The organism is Brevibacillus sp. HB2.2 (genome assembly GCF_013284275.1).
GTDB classification, from domain to species: Bacteria; Bacillota; Bacilli; order Brevibacillales; family Brevibacillaceae; genus Brevibacillus; species Brevibacillus brevis_D.
Genome location: NZ_JABSUV010000003.1, coordinates 192,927 through 209,210 on the forward strand (window position 1 = coordinate 192,927; position 16,284 = coordinate 209,210).

16 protein-coding genes are annotated in these 16,284 nt (G+C 47.3%); 6 read left to right on the forward strand and 10 right to left on the reverse strand.

Annotated elements, in window-relative coordinates; translation table 11 throughout:
• Nucleotides 1-20: 20 nt before the first annotated feature.
• A complete protein-coding gene (locus HP401_RS03425) occupies nucleotides 21-674 on the reverse strand; it encodes a glycosyltransferase (RefSeq protein ID WP_173604065.1) in 654 nt (217 codons plus the stop codon).
• A gap of 168 nt (nucleotides 675-842) precedes the next feature.
• Here HP401_RS03425 and HP401_RS03430 point away from each other — a divergent pair, with 168 nt between their 5' ends.
• Together HP401_RS03430 and HP401_RS03435 are read left to right on the forward strand one after the other, a co-directional pair.
• Complete coding sequence (locus tag HP401_RS03430; protein WP_173604066.1) at nucleotides 843-1,268, forward strand: MarR family winged helix-turn-helix transcriptional regulator; 426 nt, start codon at nucleotides 843-845, stop codon at nucleotides 1,266-1,268.
• 109 nt (nucleotides 1,269-1,377) lie between these two features.
• The gene (locus HP401_RS03435) at nucleotides 1,378-2,775 is read left to right on the forward strand and encodes an MFS transporter (RefSeq protein WP_173604067.1); all 1,398 of its coding nucleotides are present in this window, start codon (nucleotides 1,378-1,380) and stop codon (nucleotides 2,773-2,775) included.
• 129 nt (nucleotides 2,776-2,904) lie between these two features.
• Here the strand turns inward: HP401_RS03435 and HP401_RS03440 are convergent, their stop codons facing one another.
• The 5 genes from HP401_RS03440 to HP401_RS03460 all read right to left on the reverse strand — a co-directional run bounded on the left by HP401_RS03440 (nucleotide 2,905) and on the right by HP401_RS03460 (nucleotide 8,919).
• Entirely contained in the window at nucleotides 2,905-3,150 is a 246-nt protein-coding gene (locus HP401_RS03440; protein ID WP_087348510.1) for a hypothetical protein, read from the reverse strand.
• Nucleotides 3,151-3,292: 142 nt separating this feature from the next.
• The gene (locus HP401_RS03445; RefSeq protein ID WP_173604068.1) at nucleotides 3,293-5,968 is read right to left on the reverse strand and encodes a YhgE/Pip domain-containing protein; all 2,676 of its coding nucleotides are present in this window, start codon (nucleotides 5,966-5,968) and stop codon (nucleotides 3,293-3,295) included.
• A gap of 145 nt (nucleotides 5,969-6,113) precedes the next feature.
• Entirely contained in the window at nucleotides 6,114-7,703 is a 1,590-nt protein-coding gene (locus HP401_RS03450; protein ID WP_173604069.1) for a DUF4179 domain-containing protein, read from the reverse strand.
• Complete coding sequence (locus HP401_RS03455; protein WP_173604070.1) at nucleotides 7,690-8,250, reverse strand: RNA polymerase sigma factor; 561 nt, start codon at nucleotides 8,248-8,250, stop codon at nucleotides 7,690-7,692. Before HP401_RS03455 ends, HP401_RS03450 begins: the two co-directional genes overlap by 14 nt.
• A gap of 207 nt (nucleotides 8,251-8,457) precedes the next feature.
• Nucleotides 8,458-8,919: a MarR family winged helix-turn-helix transcriptional regulator gene (locus tag HP401_RS03460; protein WP_173604071.1), complete on the reverse strand. Its 462-nt coding sequence runs from the start codon at nucleotides 8,917-8,919 to the stop codon at nucleotides 8,458-8,460.
• A gap of 174 nt (nucleotides 8,920-9,093) precedes the next feature.
• Between HP401_RS03460 and HP401_RS03465 the strand changes: the two genes are divergently transcribed.
• The gene (locus HP401_RS03465; RefSeq protein WP_173604072.1) at nucleotides 9,094-9,513 is read left to right on the forward strand and encodes an organic hydroperoxide resistance protein; all 420 of its coding nucleotides are present in this window, start codon (nucleotides 9,094-9,096) and stop codon (nucleotides 9,511-9,513) included.
• Between the two features lie 221 nt (nucleotides 9,514-9,734).
• Here HP401_RS03465 and HP401_RS03470 read toward each other — a convergent pair whose 3' ends face one another.
• From HP401_RS03470 to HP401_RS03485, 4 genes are all read right to left on the reverse strand, one after another.
• Nucleotides 9,735-10,718, reverse strand: coding sequence for a FecCD family ABC transporter permease (locus HP401_RS03470; RefSeq protein ID WP_173604073.1), 984 nt, complete (start codon nucleotides 10,716-10,718; stop codon nucleotides 9,735-9,737).
• Nucleotides 10,715-11,725: a FecCD family ABC transporter permease gene (locus tag HP401_RS03475; RefSeq protein ID WP_173604074.1), complete on the reverse strand. Its 1,011-nt coding sequence runs from the start codon at nucleotides 11,723-11,725 to the stop codon at nucleotides 10,715-10,717. The genes HP401_RS03470 and HP401_RS03475 overlap by 4 nt, the downstream gene beginning before the upstream one ends.
• Before the next feature lie 87 nt (nucleotides 11,726-11,812).
• On the reverse strand, nucleotides 11,813-12,781 hold the full coding sequence (locus HP401_RS03480) for an ABC transporter substrate-binding protein (RefSeq protein WP_173604075.1): 969 nt from the start codon (nucleotides 12,779-12,781) through the stop codon (nucleotides 11,813-11,815).
• Nucleotides 12,782-12,994: 213 nt separating this feature from the next.
• Nucleotides 12,995-14,143 carry a glycosyltransferase gene (locus tag HP401_RS03485; protein ID WP_173604076.1) on the reverse strand — a complete coding sequence of 383 codons (1,149 nt, stop codon included), beginning with the start codon at nucleotides 14,141-14,143 and terminating at the stop codon, nucleotides 12,995-12,997.
• Between the two features lie 178 nt (nucleotides 14,144-14,321).
• Between HP401_RS03485 and HP401_RS03490 the strand changes: the two genes are divergently transcribed.
• From HP401_RS03490 to HP401_RS03500, 3 genes are read left to right on the forward strand one after another with little or no spacing between them, the layout of a single operon-like run.
• Nucleotides 14,322-14,798, forward strand: a complete 477-nt coding sequence (locus HP401_RS03490) for a class I SAM-dependent methyltransferase (protein WP_254456990.1) — start codon at nucleotides 14,322-14,324, stop codon at nucleotides 14,796-14,798.
• 47 nt (nucleotides 14,799-14,845) lie between these two features.
• A complete protein-coding gene (locus HP401_RS03495; protein ID WP_173604077.1) occupies nucleotides 14,846-15,547 on the forward strand; it encodes a glycosyltransferase family 2 protein in 702 nt (233 codons plus the stop codon).
• Nucleotides 15,548-15,549: 2 nt separating this feature from the next.
• On the forward strand, nucleotides 15,550-16,263 hold the full coding sequence (locus HP401_RS03500; RefSeq protein WP_173604078.1) for a class I SAM-dependent methyltransferase: 714 nt from the start codon (nucleotides 15,550-15,552) through the stop codon (nucleotides 16,261-16,263).
• Nucleotides 16,264-16,284: the final 21 nt, after the last annotated feature.

The window sequence follows — 16,284 nt, forward strand, 5'->3', positions numbered from 1 at the left end:
TTTTTGTTAGGGAAGTTCTTTTAGAACTGGTTCGGGAACTGCTTAATGATGCCTGCTGTCAGCACATCCGCCAATGAGATGATATGATCCTCTCCTTGATCAAACGCAGCAATATCCGCTTGCCAGTCTTTTCTCAATCTCGCCTGGAGATTATCAGTGAGCAGCTTCAGATGCACGTACATCATCTCTTTTAGTTCTTTCTCGTTCCAATTGGGGTTGGCGCTACTTAAGAACTTGGCAATATCATCTGCATTCCGGTGCCAGTCCTTATCCAGCTTTGCCACAGTAGCTTGATCGCCTTTTTTGGCTGCGTCAATGATTTTGCCACCTATCGTAATATGCTCTGTCAGCAATTCGGTAAGCTTTTTACCTGCTTCCTCTCCGTAATACGGCTTGATTGCGTTCCCGATATCCACTTGGTTTTTCAAGAGGCGTGCCTGTACGGCGTCTTTGTCTTCCAGCCCTGCCAAGGCGCTTACCATATAGGTGTGGTCCCACAGCAAGTGGTCAATCCAGAGCCTGCGCATGTCGCCCTGTAGCTTTACTTCTTTCGGCTTTATACATTCTGCCTGCTTTACATTTCCTTGCGATTCCTTGGCTGCTGCCATACCCGGCACACCAAGTAATGCCACGCAAATCATCAACACGGTTACTTTCCTGAGCATTGGAGTCATCTATTCCTTCTCCTTTTTGATAAGTATTGAATCCCGCTGTTATTTTGAGCAAATTTGGCTTTTTCATGCGTCCAACAAGTCAGCCCTGCAAATTGACACTTGTCGGAACCATCCTTATAGTTGTCTTATCAACAGTTGCCCTGACTGCCTAACCTAGGAGGTTTCGCAATGAGATTGGATGAGTATATCGGCGTCATCGTGAAACGAACGGATTTAAAACTGAACAACTATTATCAAAAAGTATGCAGTCCGTATAACATCACCATCGATCAGTGGATGATTTTAGTCGTGTTATGGGAAGAAGAAGGTCTGACCCAGAACGAGTTGGCAGAACGCACCTATAAAGATAAAACGAATATCGCGCGGATGCTTTTCCTCCTGGAAGAAAGAGGGTTCATTCATCGCGAAACAGATAAAAAGGATCGCCGCTCCCTTCGTGTCTATCTGACGGAAAAAGGGCGACTTTTAAAAGACGAGGTCCTTCCACCCTCCATTGAAGCGTACGAGAAAACCGTTGCAGGATTGACCGAAGAAGAAGTGAACCAATTCCGAAGAACCCTCAATATCATTTATGAGAACGTGAAAAACTTTTAAAAACAAAACGTATTGCAGGATATTATTTTTTGTATATAATTAGTTGTTGTAACAACAGTATTTATAACAACTTTTCAGGCGCATTATATACAAAAAAGGAGTGAAAATAATGAGCACAGAAGGGATTTGGAGCACGCATTATCGAGCATTGACGATTGGTATTATTCTTGTGGTGACTGCTACAGCATTTGAAGGCTTGGCTGTCACGACAATCGCCCCCGGTCTTTCCCGAGAGCTACAAGGTGAGGATCTTTACGGGTGGGTATTCAGTGCTTATTTGTTGGCTCAGCTGATTGGAACTGTGGTCACAGGTCAATTCGTCGATAGAAAAGGGCCTGCCCAGCCTTTTATTGTCACGATCGTGCTCTTTGCCCTTGGCATTGTAGTTGCTGCAATTGCGCCAGATATGCTTACTTTACTACTTGGCCGAGTGATGCAAGGCTTTGGAGCCGGTGCCTTGGTCAATTGCGTGTATACCATGATTACTTTGCGCTACCCTGATTCCCTTCGCCCTCAGATTCTTGCTGTCTTCTCCAGCGCTTATATTCTTCCAGGCCTGTTCGGACCGTATGTCGCCGGGATTATTGCTGAACAGTTGTCGTGGAGATATGTCTTCTGGTTGATCCTTCCCTTTATCTTTCTGTCTGCACTCTTAACCACTCCCTCTTTCCGAGGCTTACAGCCCCCAAAAGCAAGCGCGGCAAACAATCGTAGTCTTCTTCTGCCTTTTTTCTTGGCTATAGGGACTGGTGCCTTGCTTTTTGGACTCGGCAAAATTCCCTCGATCTACGGTTTTTTGCTATCCATCGCGGGTTTGCTTGCCCTCAGTGTCCCATTGTATAAGCTGATGCCTAAAGGAACGCTCGTCGCACGCCCAGGCTTACCTGCCGTCATGGCGTCTCGGGGTCTATTTGTCGCTGCCTATTACGCCACACAAACGTATCTCGTCCTTGGACTCACTTCGATTTTAGGATTAACCGCCGACAAAGCTGGTTTAGCTGTTGCCTCCGCAGCAATCAGTTGGTCGCTGGCAGCCAATGTACAGGCAAAGCTGGATAAAAAAGACCAAGGGGCCGGTCGAAAAAAACGAATTATTATCGGTCTCGTCATTATGCTCATCGGCGTCGCTTGCACCGTACCGCTGACGTTAATTCAGCAGGATCTTTTCGGTATCGTGGTTGCGATTTTTAGCCAGATCATTATGGGCTTCGGAATCGGTTTAGCTCACCCGACAAGCGGTGCTATTGCTTTTTCTCTTGCAAAATCTGGTGAAGAAGGAAAAGTATCTGCTGAACTATCTATCGCGGATACGTTCACGCCTGCGATTGTCATTGGGATGGGAGGAGCCATCGTGTCTGTGATGACTGCCTTTGCGTTTTCACTTTCTGTTGGTATTACCGTTTCTCTGCTCCTTCAGACGTTTATCGTTATACTGGGGCTGGCATCTGCTACCCGACTGGCGACAGGTTCTGTGCCTGTTCAAGAAAAAGGGGACACCTTGGGGTAACCTCACGAAAATGAAAACCTCGATTTTCCGTACGCTAAGGAAATCGAGGTTTTCATAGTGGGATGGATTTCTGTTCGTGTACTTATGTAGAGTGAGCAGCATCACTAGGCGCCCTCTCCCCCGACATCCCTACTCAGCCTCCTGCTTGTACAGGTTTTGTAATTCCTCGAGTCTTTTATCTGTCTTATGGAATCGCCTTTCCAGCCGATCCTGAACTAATCTAGGCAGTTCATTTTTCAAAATGTGTACAATATAAAACAAGGTTCCAATCATGACGAACATACTCAACATCAAGGTGATTTGTGGAGTAATGACAAAAAAGCACACACCGCCTATCAAAATCGTCAGTAGTATGTATCCAAACCATCTCCCCATGCTTCATTCCTCCTTTACGACTCACCAACAACCCATATTTTACCAAACCATAAAATCACTTGTCCTTAAAAAAAGGGTGCCCTCCAGTAGTGATATCTACGTGAGGACACCCTGCTAATTCCAATCAACTTCCGTGTAACCTTTACCCAATAATCTTGGTCTTCTTCGCATTCTCCATCGACTTTTCAATGATTCCGCTCAACGGACGCTTCAGCGCGAGCGCCACAAACAGGCTGATACCAATAAAGCCGAATAGGACGAGTATATCCCGGATCACCGTTTCCCAGAGGATGCCGCCCACCCCTTCACGCAATAGGCTGATCGCATACGTGAAGGGCATGTATGGGTTCAGCGCTTGGAAAAATGGCGCGGTCATGCTGATTGGGAACGTACCGCCCGAGCTGGAGAATTGGAATACCATGAAGATGATCGCTATACCTTTACCCACGTTGCCGAAGACGGACACGAGCGTGTACGTAATCGTGACGAACACCAGGCTAACCAGCATACCGAACAATACAAACGGAGCTTTATCCGCCACAAAGGCCCCGAGGATGTAAATATCACCGAGCGTGACGAACAACGCCTGAAGCAGCCCGATTGTCACAAACGTTCCCAAGCGGCCAAGGTACAACTGATACGGCTTGTACATTCCGCCTGGATTTTCCGGATTCGGCTTTAGCAGGGAAATCAACAAGGTCGCACCTACCCAGAGAGACAGCACACCGTAAAACGGCGACATGGCCGAACCATAATTCGGAATCGGGTATAGGCGGTTTTCCTTGATCTGCACGGGACTTGCGAGGAATTCGCTCTCCTTTTTTATGTCGCCGCGCAATAGCTTGGCAAGGTCGGCGAAATTGTTGTTCGCTTCGACTTCTCTCAGCTTATCGGCGGCCTTCCCAATGGCACTCTCCAGCTTAGGCAAATCATCGCGAACCAATGCGGCAACTCTATGGACTCCCGTCTCCACCTCCGGGAGCTTGTTACGCACAAAATCAGCCAGCTTGGTCAAATCCGCCTCCGCTTTGGGCAAATCATTCTGGACAAATGCCGCTGCCTCGTTGAGCTTTTTCTCGATGGCAGGAAGATTGCTCTTCAGGAATGGCGCTGCTACACGAATGGCATTTGCAAAAGCATCCGACTTGCTTCTGAGTGTTGTTGCAAGCTCGTGGACGTGCGACCGTATTTGCGGCATCTCCTGCTGGATTCGCTTCAATTCTGCCAATCCCAGCTCCAATCCTGTCTTTGTTTCTTTGAGAATCGCTTCGACATCCGGAAGTTTTTCTTGGGCCTTATGCAGTAGATCGGCAGTTTCTCCTGTGATCACCTTCAGCCTGTCAATGCCCTCAGATATTTTCGGAACGATTTCGCTATCGTAACGGGACAGGATGTCTCCCAATTCCGCGCTAGTGTTTTTCGAGAGCTGATTCAGACTCTCCACCAAATCTTTCGCAGGCTGCTTGCCGTTTTCAATCGCGCTTGCAATCATGCCGAGAATCTCGATTTGTCGGTTCATTCTGTTCTCAATCGTGCGCAGCCTCTCTGCGAAATGACTCAATAGCTGCCCAGGAAGATAACTGTTTACTTTCTCTACAAGCGATGCGGTATGCCCCAAAACATTTGAAGCTCTGGATAACCTGTCTTTCACGGCATTTACCTCACTGGCAGTAGGCAGGCGATCCGGATTGATTTGCAACAGCCTGTCTGTGAGTTGTGTGAGCGCATCCGATGCTTGCTGGGCTATGATGAGATTTTGCTTGATCAACGGTGCAATCGTTTCAAAGGCACCGTCATGCTTCGTAAAAAAGTCATTGAGCTGATCGGCAACAGACGCGCCCTTATCAGTCAGATCCGCGATACGCGGCAACGCTTGTTGCGCAGCCGAAACGATCTCAATGGCTCGACTCGCTTTTTCTGTGGCCGTAGTCACTGCGTTTGCGACCTTATCAAAATTTTGATCCAGCTCTTCAATTCGTCCAACGGCTTGCTCAATCACAGGCAGCTTGTCTTCCATCGCGATAATAACAGACGCCGCCTCATTGATTTTCGGCCAGTTTTGCTGAACCTTGAGGACGGCCTGCCCGGCTTGATTGATCTCGGGGATTCTTTTTTCCACTTCCAAAATGATCTGCGCTTTCTCGTGAATCTCGGGAAGTTTCTTCTCAATCTCCAGTACTTTTTGCCCTGCGGCATGAATCTCAGGCAGGCTTTTTTCCAGTTGGAAAACGCCACTCTCGATTTTACGGATGGTCGGCAATTGCTCTTCAATTTTAATGCCGATCTCAGTAAGCTTCGTGAGCAAGGCTTCACTGACGCTTTCCGTAAAACTCTCGTTGATCTGCTTGGCAATCGCCGAAACGCCCGACGAGGTAATTTTGGGTGCGACAGCGTTCACTTTTTCATTGACCGTATAGATCACTTCGGGCTTGTTCAGGTTGCCATGAACAATTCCCGTGATTCTTTTGGAAAAGTCAGCCGGGATCAGGATGCTGGCATAGTAATCGCCCCGCTCCACGCCCCTTCTGGCCTCTTCTTTATCCACAAAGGTCCACCCTAGTTTCTGGTTGTTATGCAAGCTCTTTATGAGCTCCTCTCCGATGTTGACCTTTTTATCCTCAACCGTAGCTCCCTGATCCTCGCTCGTCACCGCTACCTTGACCCCTTGCGTATTGGCGTAAGGGTCCCATACCGATTTGATGTTGATCCAATCGTATAAACAAGGAATGAGAATGATGGCGATGATTAGAAAAATCCCAGTCGGGACCTTGAAAATGTTAATCCAGTCTGTTTTGTATATCTTCCATATAGACCGCATGTATGTACCACCTAGTAGGACAGAATGGATGAAGCATGACACTTACATGACAGTTTACCATGAAAGGAAATCGTCGGGAATGAGCTGTCAGTAGTAGCATGGGCTGCTGCACGCCAATTTATGAAGGATAAAAGCGATGGCTTCCTCAATGCGCTGGACTTACGATGTCAAAGCTCCAATCCACGTTTTCATACTCTCTTATAAGCTCACTGGCTGTAATCGTCACCGGTTGGTTTTCCCTTCCTTTGCCTTTTGGGAAATTGCGGATGGTTATCGTGCTTATATGTGGGCGCTTACTGTCCTTGGAGAGATCGTCTTCCTCCATTTCGACACTGCCTAACCCAACAGCATCCATTCGATAGTACACTAAATTGTCCTTGTGGTAGTTGATCTCTGCCTCAATGATACCGATGTATCCGGATGTACTGGTATCTGGATCAGGATCGGGTTCGATGCGAAAGGACTTCAAGACAAACGTATTCCCTTCATTTGTAAAGGTTGCGGGCTGCTCGTTGAGTTTTGCAGGTATAAAAGTCATGAGCAAATCGGATGGTTCTGCCTTCTGGATGTAGACAGTACGATACGTCAGCTTTTTGTTGGGCTCAATCGGACCGTAAAACTCTCCATCGGCCCCATTCGTATCCATCACAACCTTGCCTGTCTCATCGACGATTTCCCACATGACTGTCGCATTCGTTCTGATGGAATCCCGCACTTCTTGGGCAGTGACCTTGTCCGGGTAAAGTGAATTGTGAACCTTCATTCTTGCTTCCGCTTTCGACTCCATACGGGCCTTCTCTTGCTCACTCATCTTAGAGGAGAGGATCAGCTTTGATTCTATTGGTGTCAGCACTAGTCTATCAGCCTCCAAGATAAACCCTTGCGGAGAGGTGTATGTTTTCTCAATCGGGATCGTTTGTGTGGCCGATTTGCTTTTTTCCAGCGAGACGGGAATTTTCATATGCCAGCTTCCATAGATGGGATTTACCTGCTCTTCGTCTTCTTTAGATGATTCGTCGCGCAGATCCACTCTAGTTACCTTCAGGTTGAGAATCAAATCATTTGGAACGTTCTTTGGTAGATACAACGTCTCGAAGTCGTATGAATGGTCCACTTCCGTTCCGATGTACTTCCCGTTTTTGTCAGACAGAAAAATCCGGTTGTCCTTGTTTTCAAACTCAATCGAAGCTTCCAGCTCCTTCTGTTGTTCCGTGAAAAATCGAATCGGCACATACATCTTTAATGGATCGACCAGAATCTCATCTACCAGCACGACGATGCCTTGATCCGTGACTGTTTGATTCACTTTTTGAGAAAAGCCCAAATCGCCTCCACGCTTCATTTCTACGATAAACGACTCGGAAAAAATTGACGTGACAAAGTTAGCGAGCGTTGGGGATGATACGACACCTACTGTCAGGACAAGCAGCAGTATGGCTGCGGTAATGCTTGCTCGTTTCCATAGACGACTAGGCCATTTTTTTCGGCGCATCGGTCCTTGTTGTTGCTCTTCTACCTGTAAAATTTCCCCCATGACTTTTTCGGTGAAATGATCCGAGGCAGAGACGATCGGCCAAGGTTTACTCAAGTCGGCATCCACTTCGTCGACTTCCTGAAGCAGCATGGACTGACAATGTTCACAACCAGCGATATGGGCCTGAAGCTCTCTTCCTTCTTCATATGAAAGCTCTCGGTCGACTTGATTGATCAGCCTAACACAATCAGCACATTTCATGAAGTTCCCCCCTTTTCCCCATGAGCTCACGGAGCTTTTTCTTCGCGCGGTACAGGTGAACTTGCACGGTAGTTACCGGAACTTGCATCGTCTCAGCAATTTCTTGATAGCTCAGCTCTTCAAAATATCGTAGAGTAAGCACGATCCGGTAATGGGAAGCGAGTTCTCCCATGACAGCGAATACTTCGTTTTGTTTTTCACGAGCCAGGTAAAACGACTCCGGGTTTTCATCATTGGTGTGGGCCTTCATGGATTCTTGAAAAGGCACGATCGGATTCTTCTTCTGTGCCGTCCGCCATGCTTGCAGACAACAGTTAATTGCGATTTTATTTAACCAAGCTGAAAACGGACGGCTCGCATCATATTGCTGCAAGCTTTTATACGCATTGACGAAAGCAGTCTGTGCGAAATCCTCTGCATCCTCTGGGGAATTGCCCATCCGTACGAGTAACGAGCACACCCTGTTTTTGTACTTGTTCACAAGGTGGGCAAAGGCATGCGGGTCGCCTCCCAAGACTTGCTTCACCCACTCTTGATCCTCCTCCATGACTTGTCGCTCCCTTCTATTTCTATCACCAGACATTCCGTTCACTTCTACTGTCCAGCAACCATTCTACTTTTACTATGAAAAGATCGGTTTTTTTCTTACAAGGATTGGATAAATATTTTCAGGACAGGAAAAAAGCCCAACCATCACTGGTCAGGCTATTTCTAGTAAATTGCTATTCACGGTCCGTTCCTTTAAAAAGTAACGTTATCTTTTGGAATTGACGGCTTCGTTTGAATGATGGATGTGCATAAGCAGATGTTGGCTACTTTGGAGAAGCTCACTAAATTCCTTAGGATCGAGCCTACTATTATTTAATAAAGCTTCTGGCAGTTTACAGGATTGCTCTTTTAGAGAATGTCCTTTTTCTGTCAAGCGAATAACGACAACTCGTTCATCCTCTTTGGAACGGTCTCGTGTGACCAATTTTGATTCTTGCATTCGTTTCAGGAGTGGGGTTAACGTGCCTGAATCTAGGTAAAGCTGTTCTCCAAGCTCTTTAACTGTACGTTCGCCATACTCCCATAAAACGAGCAGAACAAGATACTGTGGATAGGTTACGCCCATTTCTTCCAGATAGGGGCGATACATACGAGTAATTTCACGGGACAGTGCGTATATGGTAAAACAAAGCTGATTCTTTATTTGTAGAAATTCATCGTTATTCATGGATACAATCCGCTCCGATATAGCATATTTTGAAAGAATCATAACGTCCAGGGTAAGTAATGTCAAATTTAATAGCGCGAAATTAAATAGCTATAATTGTTGACAAGAATTCAAGTGAGTAGTAAATTAAATTGCGTACAATATAATCGTTAACAATTAAAGGAGAGAGTATTCATGCAACCAATTTACACAACTTCTGTAACTGCTTCCGGCGGACGAAACGGAGTAGTGAAATCGTCCGATGGCGTACTTGATCTTGAAATTCGTACTCCAAAGGAAATGGGTGGACCTGGCGGTGCTTACACCAATCCTGAACAACTTTTTGCAGCTGGATATTCCGCTTGCTTCGATGGAGCACTGAACCTCGTTGCCCGTACAAAACGGATCAAGCTGGAGAGTACGACGGTTACGGCTAACGTTTCGTTTGGAAAAGATGCGGAGGGCGGATTCCAATTACACACGGTTCTGGAGGTTCAAGTATACGGCGTTGACCGAGACACAGCAAAGGAATTGGTAGAAGAGGCTCACCAAGTATGTCCGTATTCAAGAGCAACTCGCAACGGTAACATGCATGTTGAATTGAGAGTCATCTAAACAAAAAGGACCCGTAAGTAGGATGCTTCGGGTTTGTAGCTTCTTACGGGTCTTTTTGTGTTCGAATGACGTTTCCTCATTAAGGCAGAAAAAGCGCTAACGGTGGGTGCTACACTCTACTTGGAGGCATTTCTTATGGCTAGAAAAGGTGCGGTTCCAGAAAAAACGAAACCAGTGTGCCCCGGTAGAATATCGGATCACACTGGCTACTTATGCTTTTTTTACTTTCTCTTCTCTTGACGCACCAAATACAAGAAATACGGAACACCGATCACCGCCGTCACGATACCCGCGGGAATCTCGAACGGAGGATTCAGTCCCCTCCCCAATGCATCTGCAATGACGAGAATCAACGCTCCCAGAACCGCCGCACCTGGCAATAGATAACGATGCTGATGACCGAACAGCTTTCTCGCCATATGTGGCGCAATTAATCCCACAAAGCCGATTGAGCCAATCGCCGCTACACATGCGCCTGCCAACGCAACGGCGAGCAGCAAGAGCATATAGCGTGTTCGCACGACATTCAGTCCAAGCCCGGTGGAGCTCCCTTCATCCAGACTAATAATGTCCAGCTTTCGATGCAGGGCAAAACTAATCGGAATGAATACGAGCAGCCACGGCAGCAAAGCGTAAATTTCATCCCAGCCTTTCCCCCACAAGCTCCCTGTCAACCAGACAAGAGAATCATTGGCTTGCATCGGATACTTTACCATGATGAATTCGGTCAACGCTTGGCAGATCGCTCCTACTCCCATTCCAACCAAAGCAAACGTAGTTGGCTGTGCACCGCTTTTCCGAGCGAAATAGATGAGGGCAATGGCTACCGCCAGTGCTCCCAAAAACGCGACAATCGGGAGGAGAAGTGGTGAAGCGGTCGGAAACAAAATGATGACCACAACTGCGAACAAGCCCGCACCTTTGGTTACCCCTACGACATCCGGTGATGCCAGCGGATTCCGGATCATTCCTTGCAAAATCACACCAGCGATCGCGAAGCCCGCTCCAGCAAGAATCGCGAGCAACGCCCGCGGTAATCGATAGTTTTCAATCATAAACGTAAGCGATGAAGCTTCGCCCATAATCACTCGAATGAGTTGATCAGGGCCGATAAAGATCGGACCGATCCCCATGCTAAGCAATGCTGCCACTAAGACTAAGGCACCGAGGCCCATCAGGAGCAGGGTGTTTTTTCGCGTAGTCATACCATTTCCCTCCCCTTTTTTCTCGCCAAGTACAGAAAGAACGGGGTTCCCAGGAGCGCCGTTACAATTCCTACGGGAGACTCAAACGGATAGGAAATCAAGCGAGCCAGGATATCGGAAAAGGTGACCAAGACAGCGCCACCAAGCGCAGACACAGGGATGACGACGCGATAGTCCGTACCCACGAGCCTCCTTGCGATATGCGGAATCATCAGTCCGACGAACCCAACAGCTCCGGCGACAGCAACAGAGGCGCCTGCCAAAATAACGACCACAACATAAGACAGCAGACGGACGCGGGCGATTTTTTGTCCCAACCCCATCGCGACTTCCTCCCCCAGTCGAAACACAGACAAAGAGCCAGACAGCCAGATCGCCAGCAGGAGTCCCCCCATCGACCATGGCAAAATCAATTGCACATCCGTCCAGGCCGCTCCGCTAATGGAGCCAGACAACCAGTACAATACATTCGATATGTGTTCGTTAAAAATAATAATTCCCTTCGTAATGGAGGTGAGCAGCAGGTGGATGGCCATTCCTACCAAGGCGATCTTGAGATTGGTCATCCCGCGGGAAGCTGCAAAACCAAAGACCACAAGTCCCCCGAGAATCGCTCCAGCAAATGCAAAATAAATGAGGTTGGCTTTCCCGATATCCGGTAAAAACACAATCGCAAGTACGACCACCAGACAAGCCCCCGCATTCACGCCAAACACTTGTGGGGATGCCAGCGGATTGCGAGTAACGGCCTGCATCACGGCGCCTGCCACAGCCAAATTTGCCCCAATGATGGCTCCCAGCACGGCTCTTGGAACGCGGATGGTTTGGAAAATCAAGAGCTCCTTGGAGAATTCGCCCGATAACCAATGCGTTACTAATGAGCGAATCTGCAGCGAAGCTACTCCGGTAAACAAGCTCAGCAACAAACCGATCAGCAAGAGGATTACCAAGCCGATCACAATGAGGACAAAGGTACTTTTTCGTTGTCGTGTCGTTGTTTTCTGCAATACAAGCCACCTCGATCTACTACCACGTGCAGGAACACGGAAAAGACCAGATCAGCGATCGGTCTTTTCCGGAATTTGCATCGTATATTATTTTTCCTTGCTATATAAGAGGTTCACTGCCTCTTCCACAATGCGTTCTGCGGATTTCAGTCCGCGATAGCGCGTCCAGAGGTCACGATTTACTTTGTGTACTTCGTGATTTTTGACTGCGGTGATATTGTTCCAGAGCGGATTTTGCTTCCATTCGTTCAACAGCGCGTCGTCAGCCTCCGCCAGGAAAATCACATCTGGGTCCCACTGCACCATTTGCTCCAGACTGATTTTTACCGTTGGCTCTGGCGCGTCTTGAATCGCATTTTTGATTCCAATCATTTCGAGCAATTCGCCATCAAACGATTTCGCACCATGTGCAGACAGAGAATCTGCGCGGAATACTCCCAGCATGACATTGCGGGAATCGCCAGCTTGTACTTTCTTTTTAAACTCTGCGATGATCTCCTTGTGCTTGATCAGGCGCTGCTCTGCTTCTTTTTGCTTGTTCAGCGCTTCCCCTATCGTGACAAACGAGCTCAGGTTTTCCTGATACGTCGAGTTGCGGCTTTTCAAAATGATCGTCGGTGCGATTTTTTGCAAATCCTTGTAAATGTCCTTGTGGCGATTCAAATCACCGATAATCAAATCCGGCTTCAACGAGCTGATGACCTCCAGACTTGGCTGCTGGCGAGTCCCCACAGGGGTATACTCGATTTTTTTGCCGATCAATCCTTCTACGTCCTTATCCTTCTCCTGCGCGATTCCTACAGGCGTCACTCCCAGCTCCCATAGTCCGTCTACAAAGGAGTACTCCAGCGCGACGACTCTTTTCGGGTCCCCAGTAATTTCCGTTTCGCCCAGCTCGTGTTTCACGATGCGCTTTTGTGCAGTTTTCGCGTTATCTTGACCTGCTGCTGGCTGTTTTTGCTCTGCGCTGCCGCACCCAGCCAGTAATACCGTACCTGCCAGTGCAAGCGTCCAAAGCATATGGCCGAGACGTTTCATTCCATTTGTTCGCTTCATCTTTTGTCCCTCACTCGCTGTGGTTGATAATGATTATTATTACCGATAAAATGCGTTTTTTATTGTAACAATCCGCTGCCACAAATGAAACATTATGTTTATTAAACCTTTTACCGTAATAAAGATGATTAACCTCATTTTGTTCATGCCCTGCCATTACAAAAAAAGCCGTTACGTCTGGACTATCGACGTAAACGACTTTTCGCCACAATGCTATTTGTTATTTGACGTATGACTCACTTCAGTCGTCGAGCACAGCTTCTCTAATGCTTCCTTGGCAGGCGCATGATTCTCCGCCATTGCCAATGCCGTCTGATAAGCGGCCACAGCCTCCTCCACTTGATCCAATCCTTCGTAGCAAAGCCCTTTGTAGTACCAGGCGTGAAAACTTCCCGATCCCTTCAAAGTCAGATGCCGAATGTTGCTCTCCCCTAGCTCCAAGCAGTGATCAAACGTCATCAAAGCACGTTTATAGTCCTTTTTCAAATACTGAATGATCCCTTTGTACAAATGCAAATCAACATAGTCCGGATACATCTCGATTGCCTTTTCAATTCCTGGCCACGCTCCCTCAGCACTGCCGATCGCGATCAACGTAGAGTATTTGAGCTTATAAAGAAGCGAAGGAGGCATCATATGGTTTTCGAGAAACCCGATAATAGACAGATTCACGAACTTGAACGTTTTCTCATGCTCCTGGATACGTGAGAATTCACTGGCAAGATGATACTCAATCCATGGAGAGTGGTCCTCTTTTTCCAATTCCTTCATAAGTAGCCCAATATTGCGCTCGAACTTGTTCTTTCTGCCAGTACATTCATTCATGTAGCCATAATGGTATATCCGTACAGGCAAGATTTGAATGTGGAGATCTTCGGTCAGATTGGGAAGAACCTCTTCTACGTTGAGCGTTTCATGGATGGGAAAATGGAAGCGAAAACCGATGCCATTGCGAAACAAACGTGAGTGAGCGATATGAAAAGCATCGTCTTCATTTATCTCATCTCCAATGTAATTAATTAGATGGATATAAAAAAGAGAATCTTCTTGACCACGAAGCAGATCCTTCAAGTTCTTGCTATCTCCCTGGTTCATTTCCTCATCGGCATCCATCCACAAAATCCAGTCGCCCGTTGCTTTTTCCAGTCCAAAGTTTCGGGCTTCTGCGAAGTTATCCTGCCACTCATACGAATGCACGACCGCTCCGAATGACTTGCATATCTCTACGGTGTTGTCCGTACTCCCCGTGTCTACAATAATCATTTCATCCACAAGATCTTTCACGCTTTCCAAGCACTTGTGAAGGCATTCTTCTTCGTTTTTTACAATCATACATAGGGAAATTTTGGGCGCCTCAGACATGCTGCTCATCTCCTTTTACACACATCACTGAGATCGTAGTCTATCCCCCCTTTACTCTATGAGTGGACTGCTTCTTTCAGAACGCCGCCATTTCCTTGGCTTTCGGACCTTTTGCCGGAGCCGCGCATAGGTAGTCGTAGGCAGCTATCACAAAGAAAGCAGGGATCGTATCCATACATTGCTGCTCGATATGTGGTTTTCGGAAAAAGGGAAGCTGCTCGAAATTGGTCCAGGAACAGGAGAGTTGTTATTCCTAGCTCGTGAGGCTGGGTGGGAGGTTGTTGGGGTAGAGCCGTCACATCAATCATGCGCATACGCCCAAGATCGGTATGGGTTACAACTGGTTCATTCTTTATGGAACTCCTCTGTTCTCGCCCCCGAACACCTTGGTACGTTTGATGCCATCGTTTTTTGTCACGTCTTTGAGCATATTTCGCATCCGAAGCAATACCTTGAAGAATTGAAGGGGTTTCTTAAACCAGGAGGAAAGATCATTTTTAGCGTGCCGAACAAAAACTCGTTTACCAATAAACTGTTTGGGGTGTATTCCCCGCTGTATACCGAGAATGACCACCTCTTTCATTACTCACGTGACAATTTGATCTCACTGCTTCATCAAGGCGGTTGGGAGATTCTCTCCCTTCCAAGGCCATGAAATCTTCTGCATTGCAACACGACAAGCGCAGGAGGTGCAGCACGTAGATGACCAGAGCCAAACTAACTCTTTCCATGATTGTGAAAAATGAAGGCAATCGCTATTTAAGACGAGCGCTGGAAGCACATAAAGACTTTATTGATGCAGCCGTCATCATCGACGATGGCAGTATCGATCATACCGCAGATCTCTGTAGAGAGATTCTTAAGGGCGTTCCTCTTCATCTGGTTCAAAACGCTACCTCTCAGTTTTCCAACGAGGTGGCCTTGCGCAAACAACAATGGCAAGAAACGATCCAGACTGATCCGGGATGGATTTTGAATCTGGACGCCGATGAACTCATGGATAGCTCCTTCCCCTCGAAAGTCTCCGAGATTTTGGAACAGCAGACATACGAAGCGATCTACTTTCGTTTGTACGATATGTGGAGTGACACGCATTATCGCGAGGATGTGTATTGGAAAGCCCATCATTACTATCGTCCTTTTATGGTCAAGTACCGCCCTGACTTCCCCTATATATGGAGGGAAACCCCTCAGCATTGCGGCAGATTTCCTCTCTCGATCAACCAGTTCTCTTACCTGTGCCATCCATCCCGCGTGAAGCATTTTGGCTGGGCCCGACTCGAAGACAGACAAAGCAAATACAACCGTTATCAGCTCCTCGACCCCGACGCCAAATATGGCTGGAAGGAACAGTATGAATCCATCTTGGATCAACATCCCAATCTGTTGGAATGGGTGGAATGAAGATGATCGTTCGCGATATTGAAAAAGCCTTGCAGCAGTCCAATTGTAATCACTGGCGGTACAACTCACTCACGTTGAGCAAGCAGGCCCTCGTACATACATGCCGACATATTAACCAAGAAAATGAGAAGTGCCAGGTGCTTCAGTTGGGTGGGGGTGACTCCGCTCTATTTTGGAAATCACTTGGCGAGCTTGAGCTGCTCCGGGTCAACACAACGATTGTGGAGCATCATCCGTTTCGCGCAAAGGAAATCAAGGGGAGTCTAGGGGATGTACCGCATGTCACTTTAGTGACCAGCTCTTTGAAGCAACTATCCGAAGAGGAATGGAATAAGGTCTTCGACAATCCAGCAGAGAGCAAAAGCTTGTGGCCCACCATCGGACAGTGTGTTCTCGAGAATCAATTTGATCATTTTTCCATACAAAATACCTTTTACGCCGATTTGGACCAACTACCGCTTTCCGGTCAATCAGTAGATGTCATGGTTGTTGACGGTCCGCATGGCAACGGCCGCTCTCTTGCCTATCCACTATTTGTTGATACGCTCAAGCCCGATGCGCTTATTCTCGTAGATGATTTTGATCACTATCCCTTTCTGGCTCATCTCGGAAAAATCTATCCCTACGAAGAACTTTTTCGAGAGATAGCTGGAAATCGTCGCTGGGTATTGGTAAGGCTCCAGGGAACCAAAAATATAACTAAGTCCATGAGGTGATGAGTTTGTCCCAATCAATAC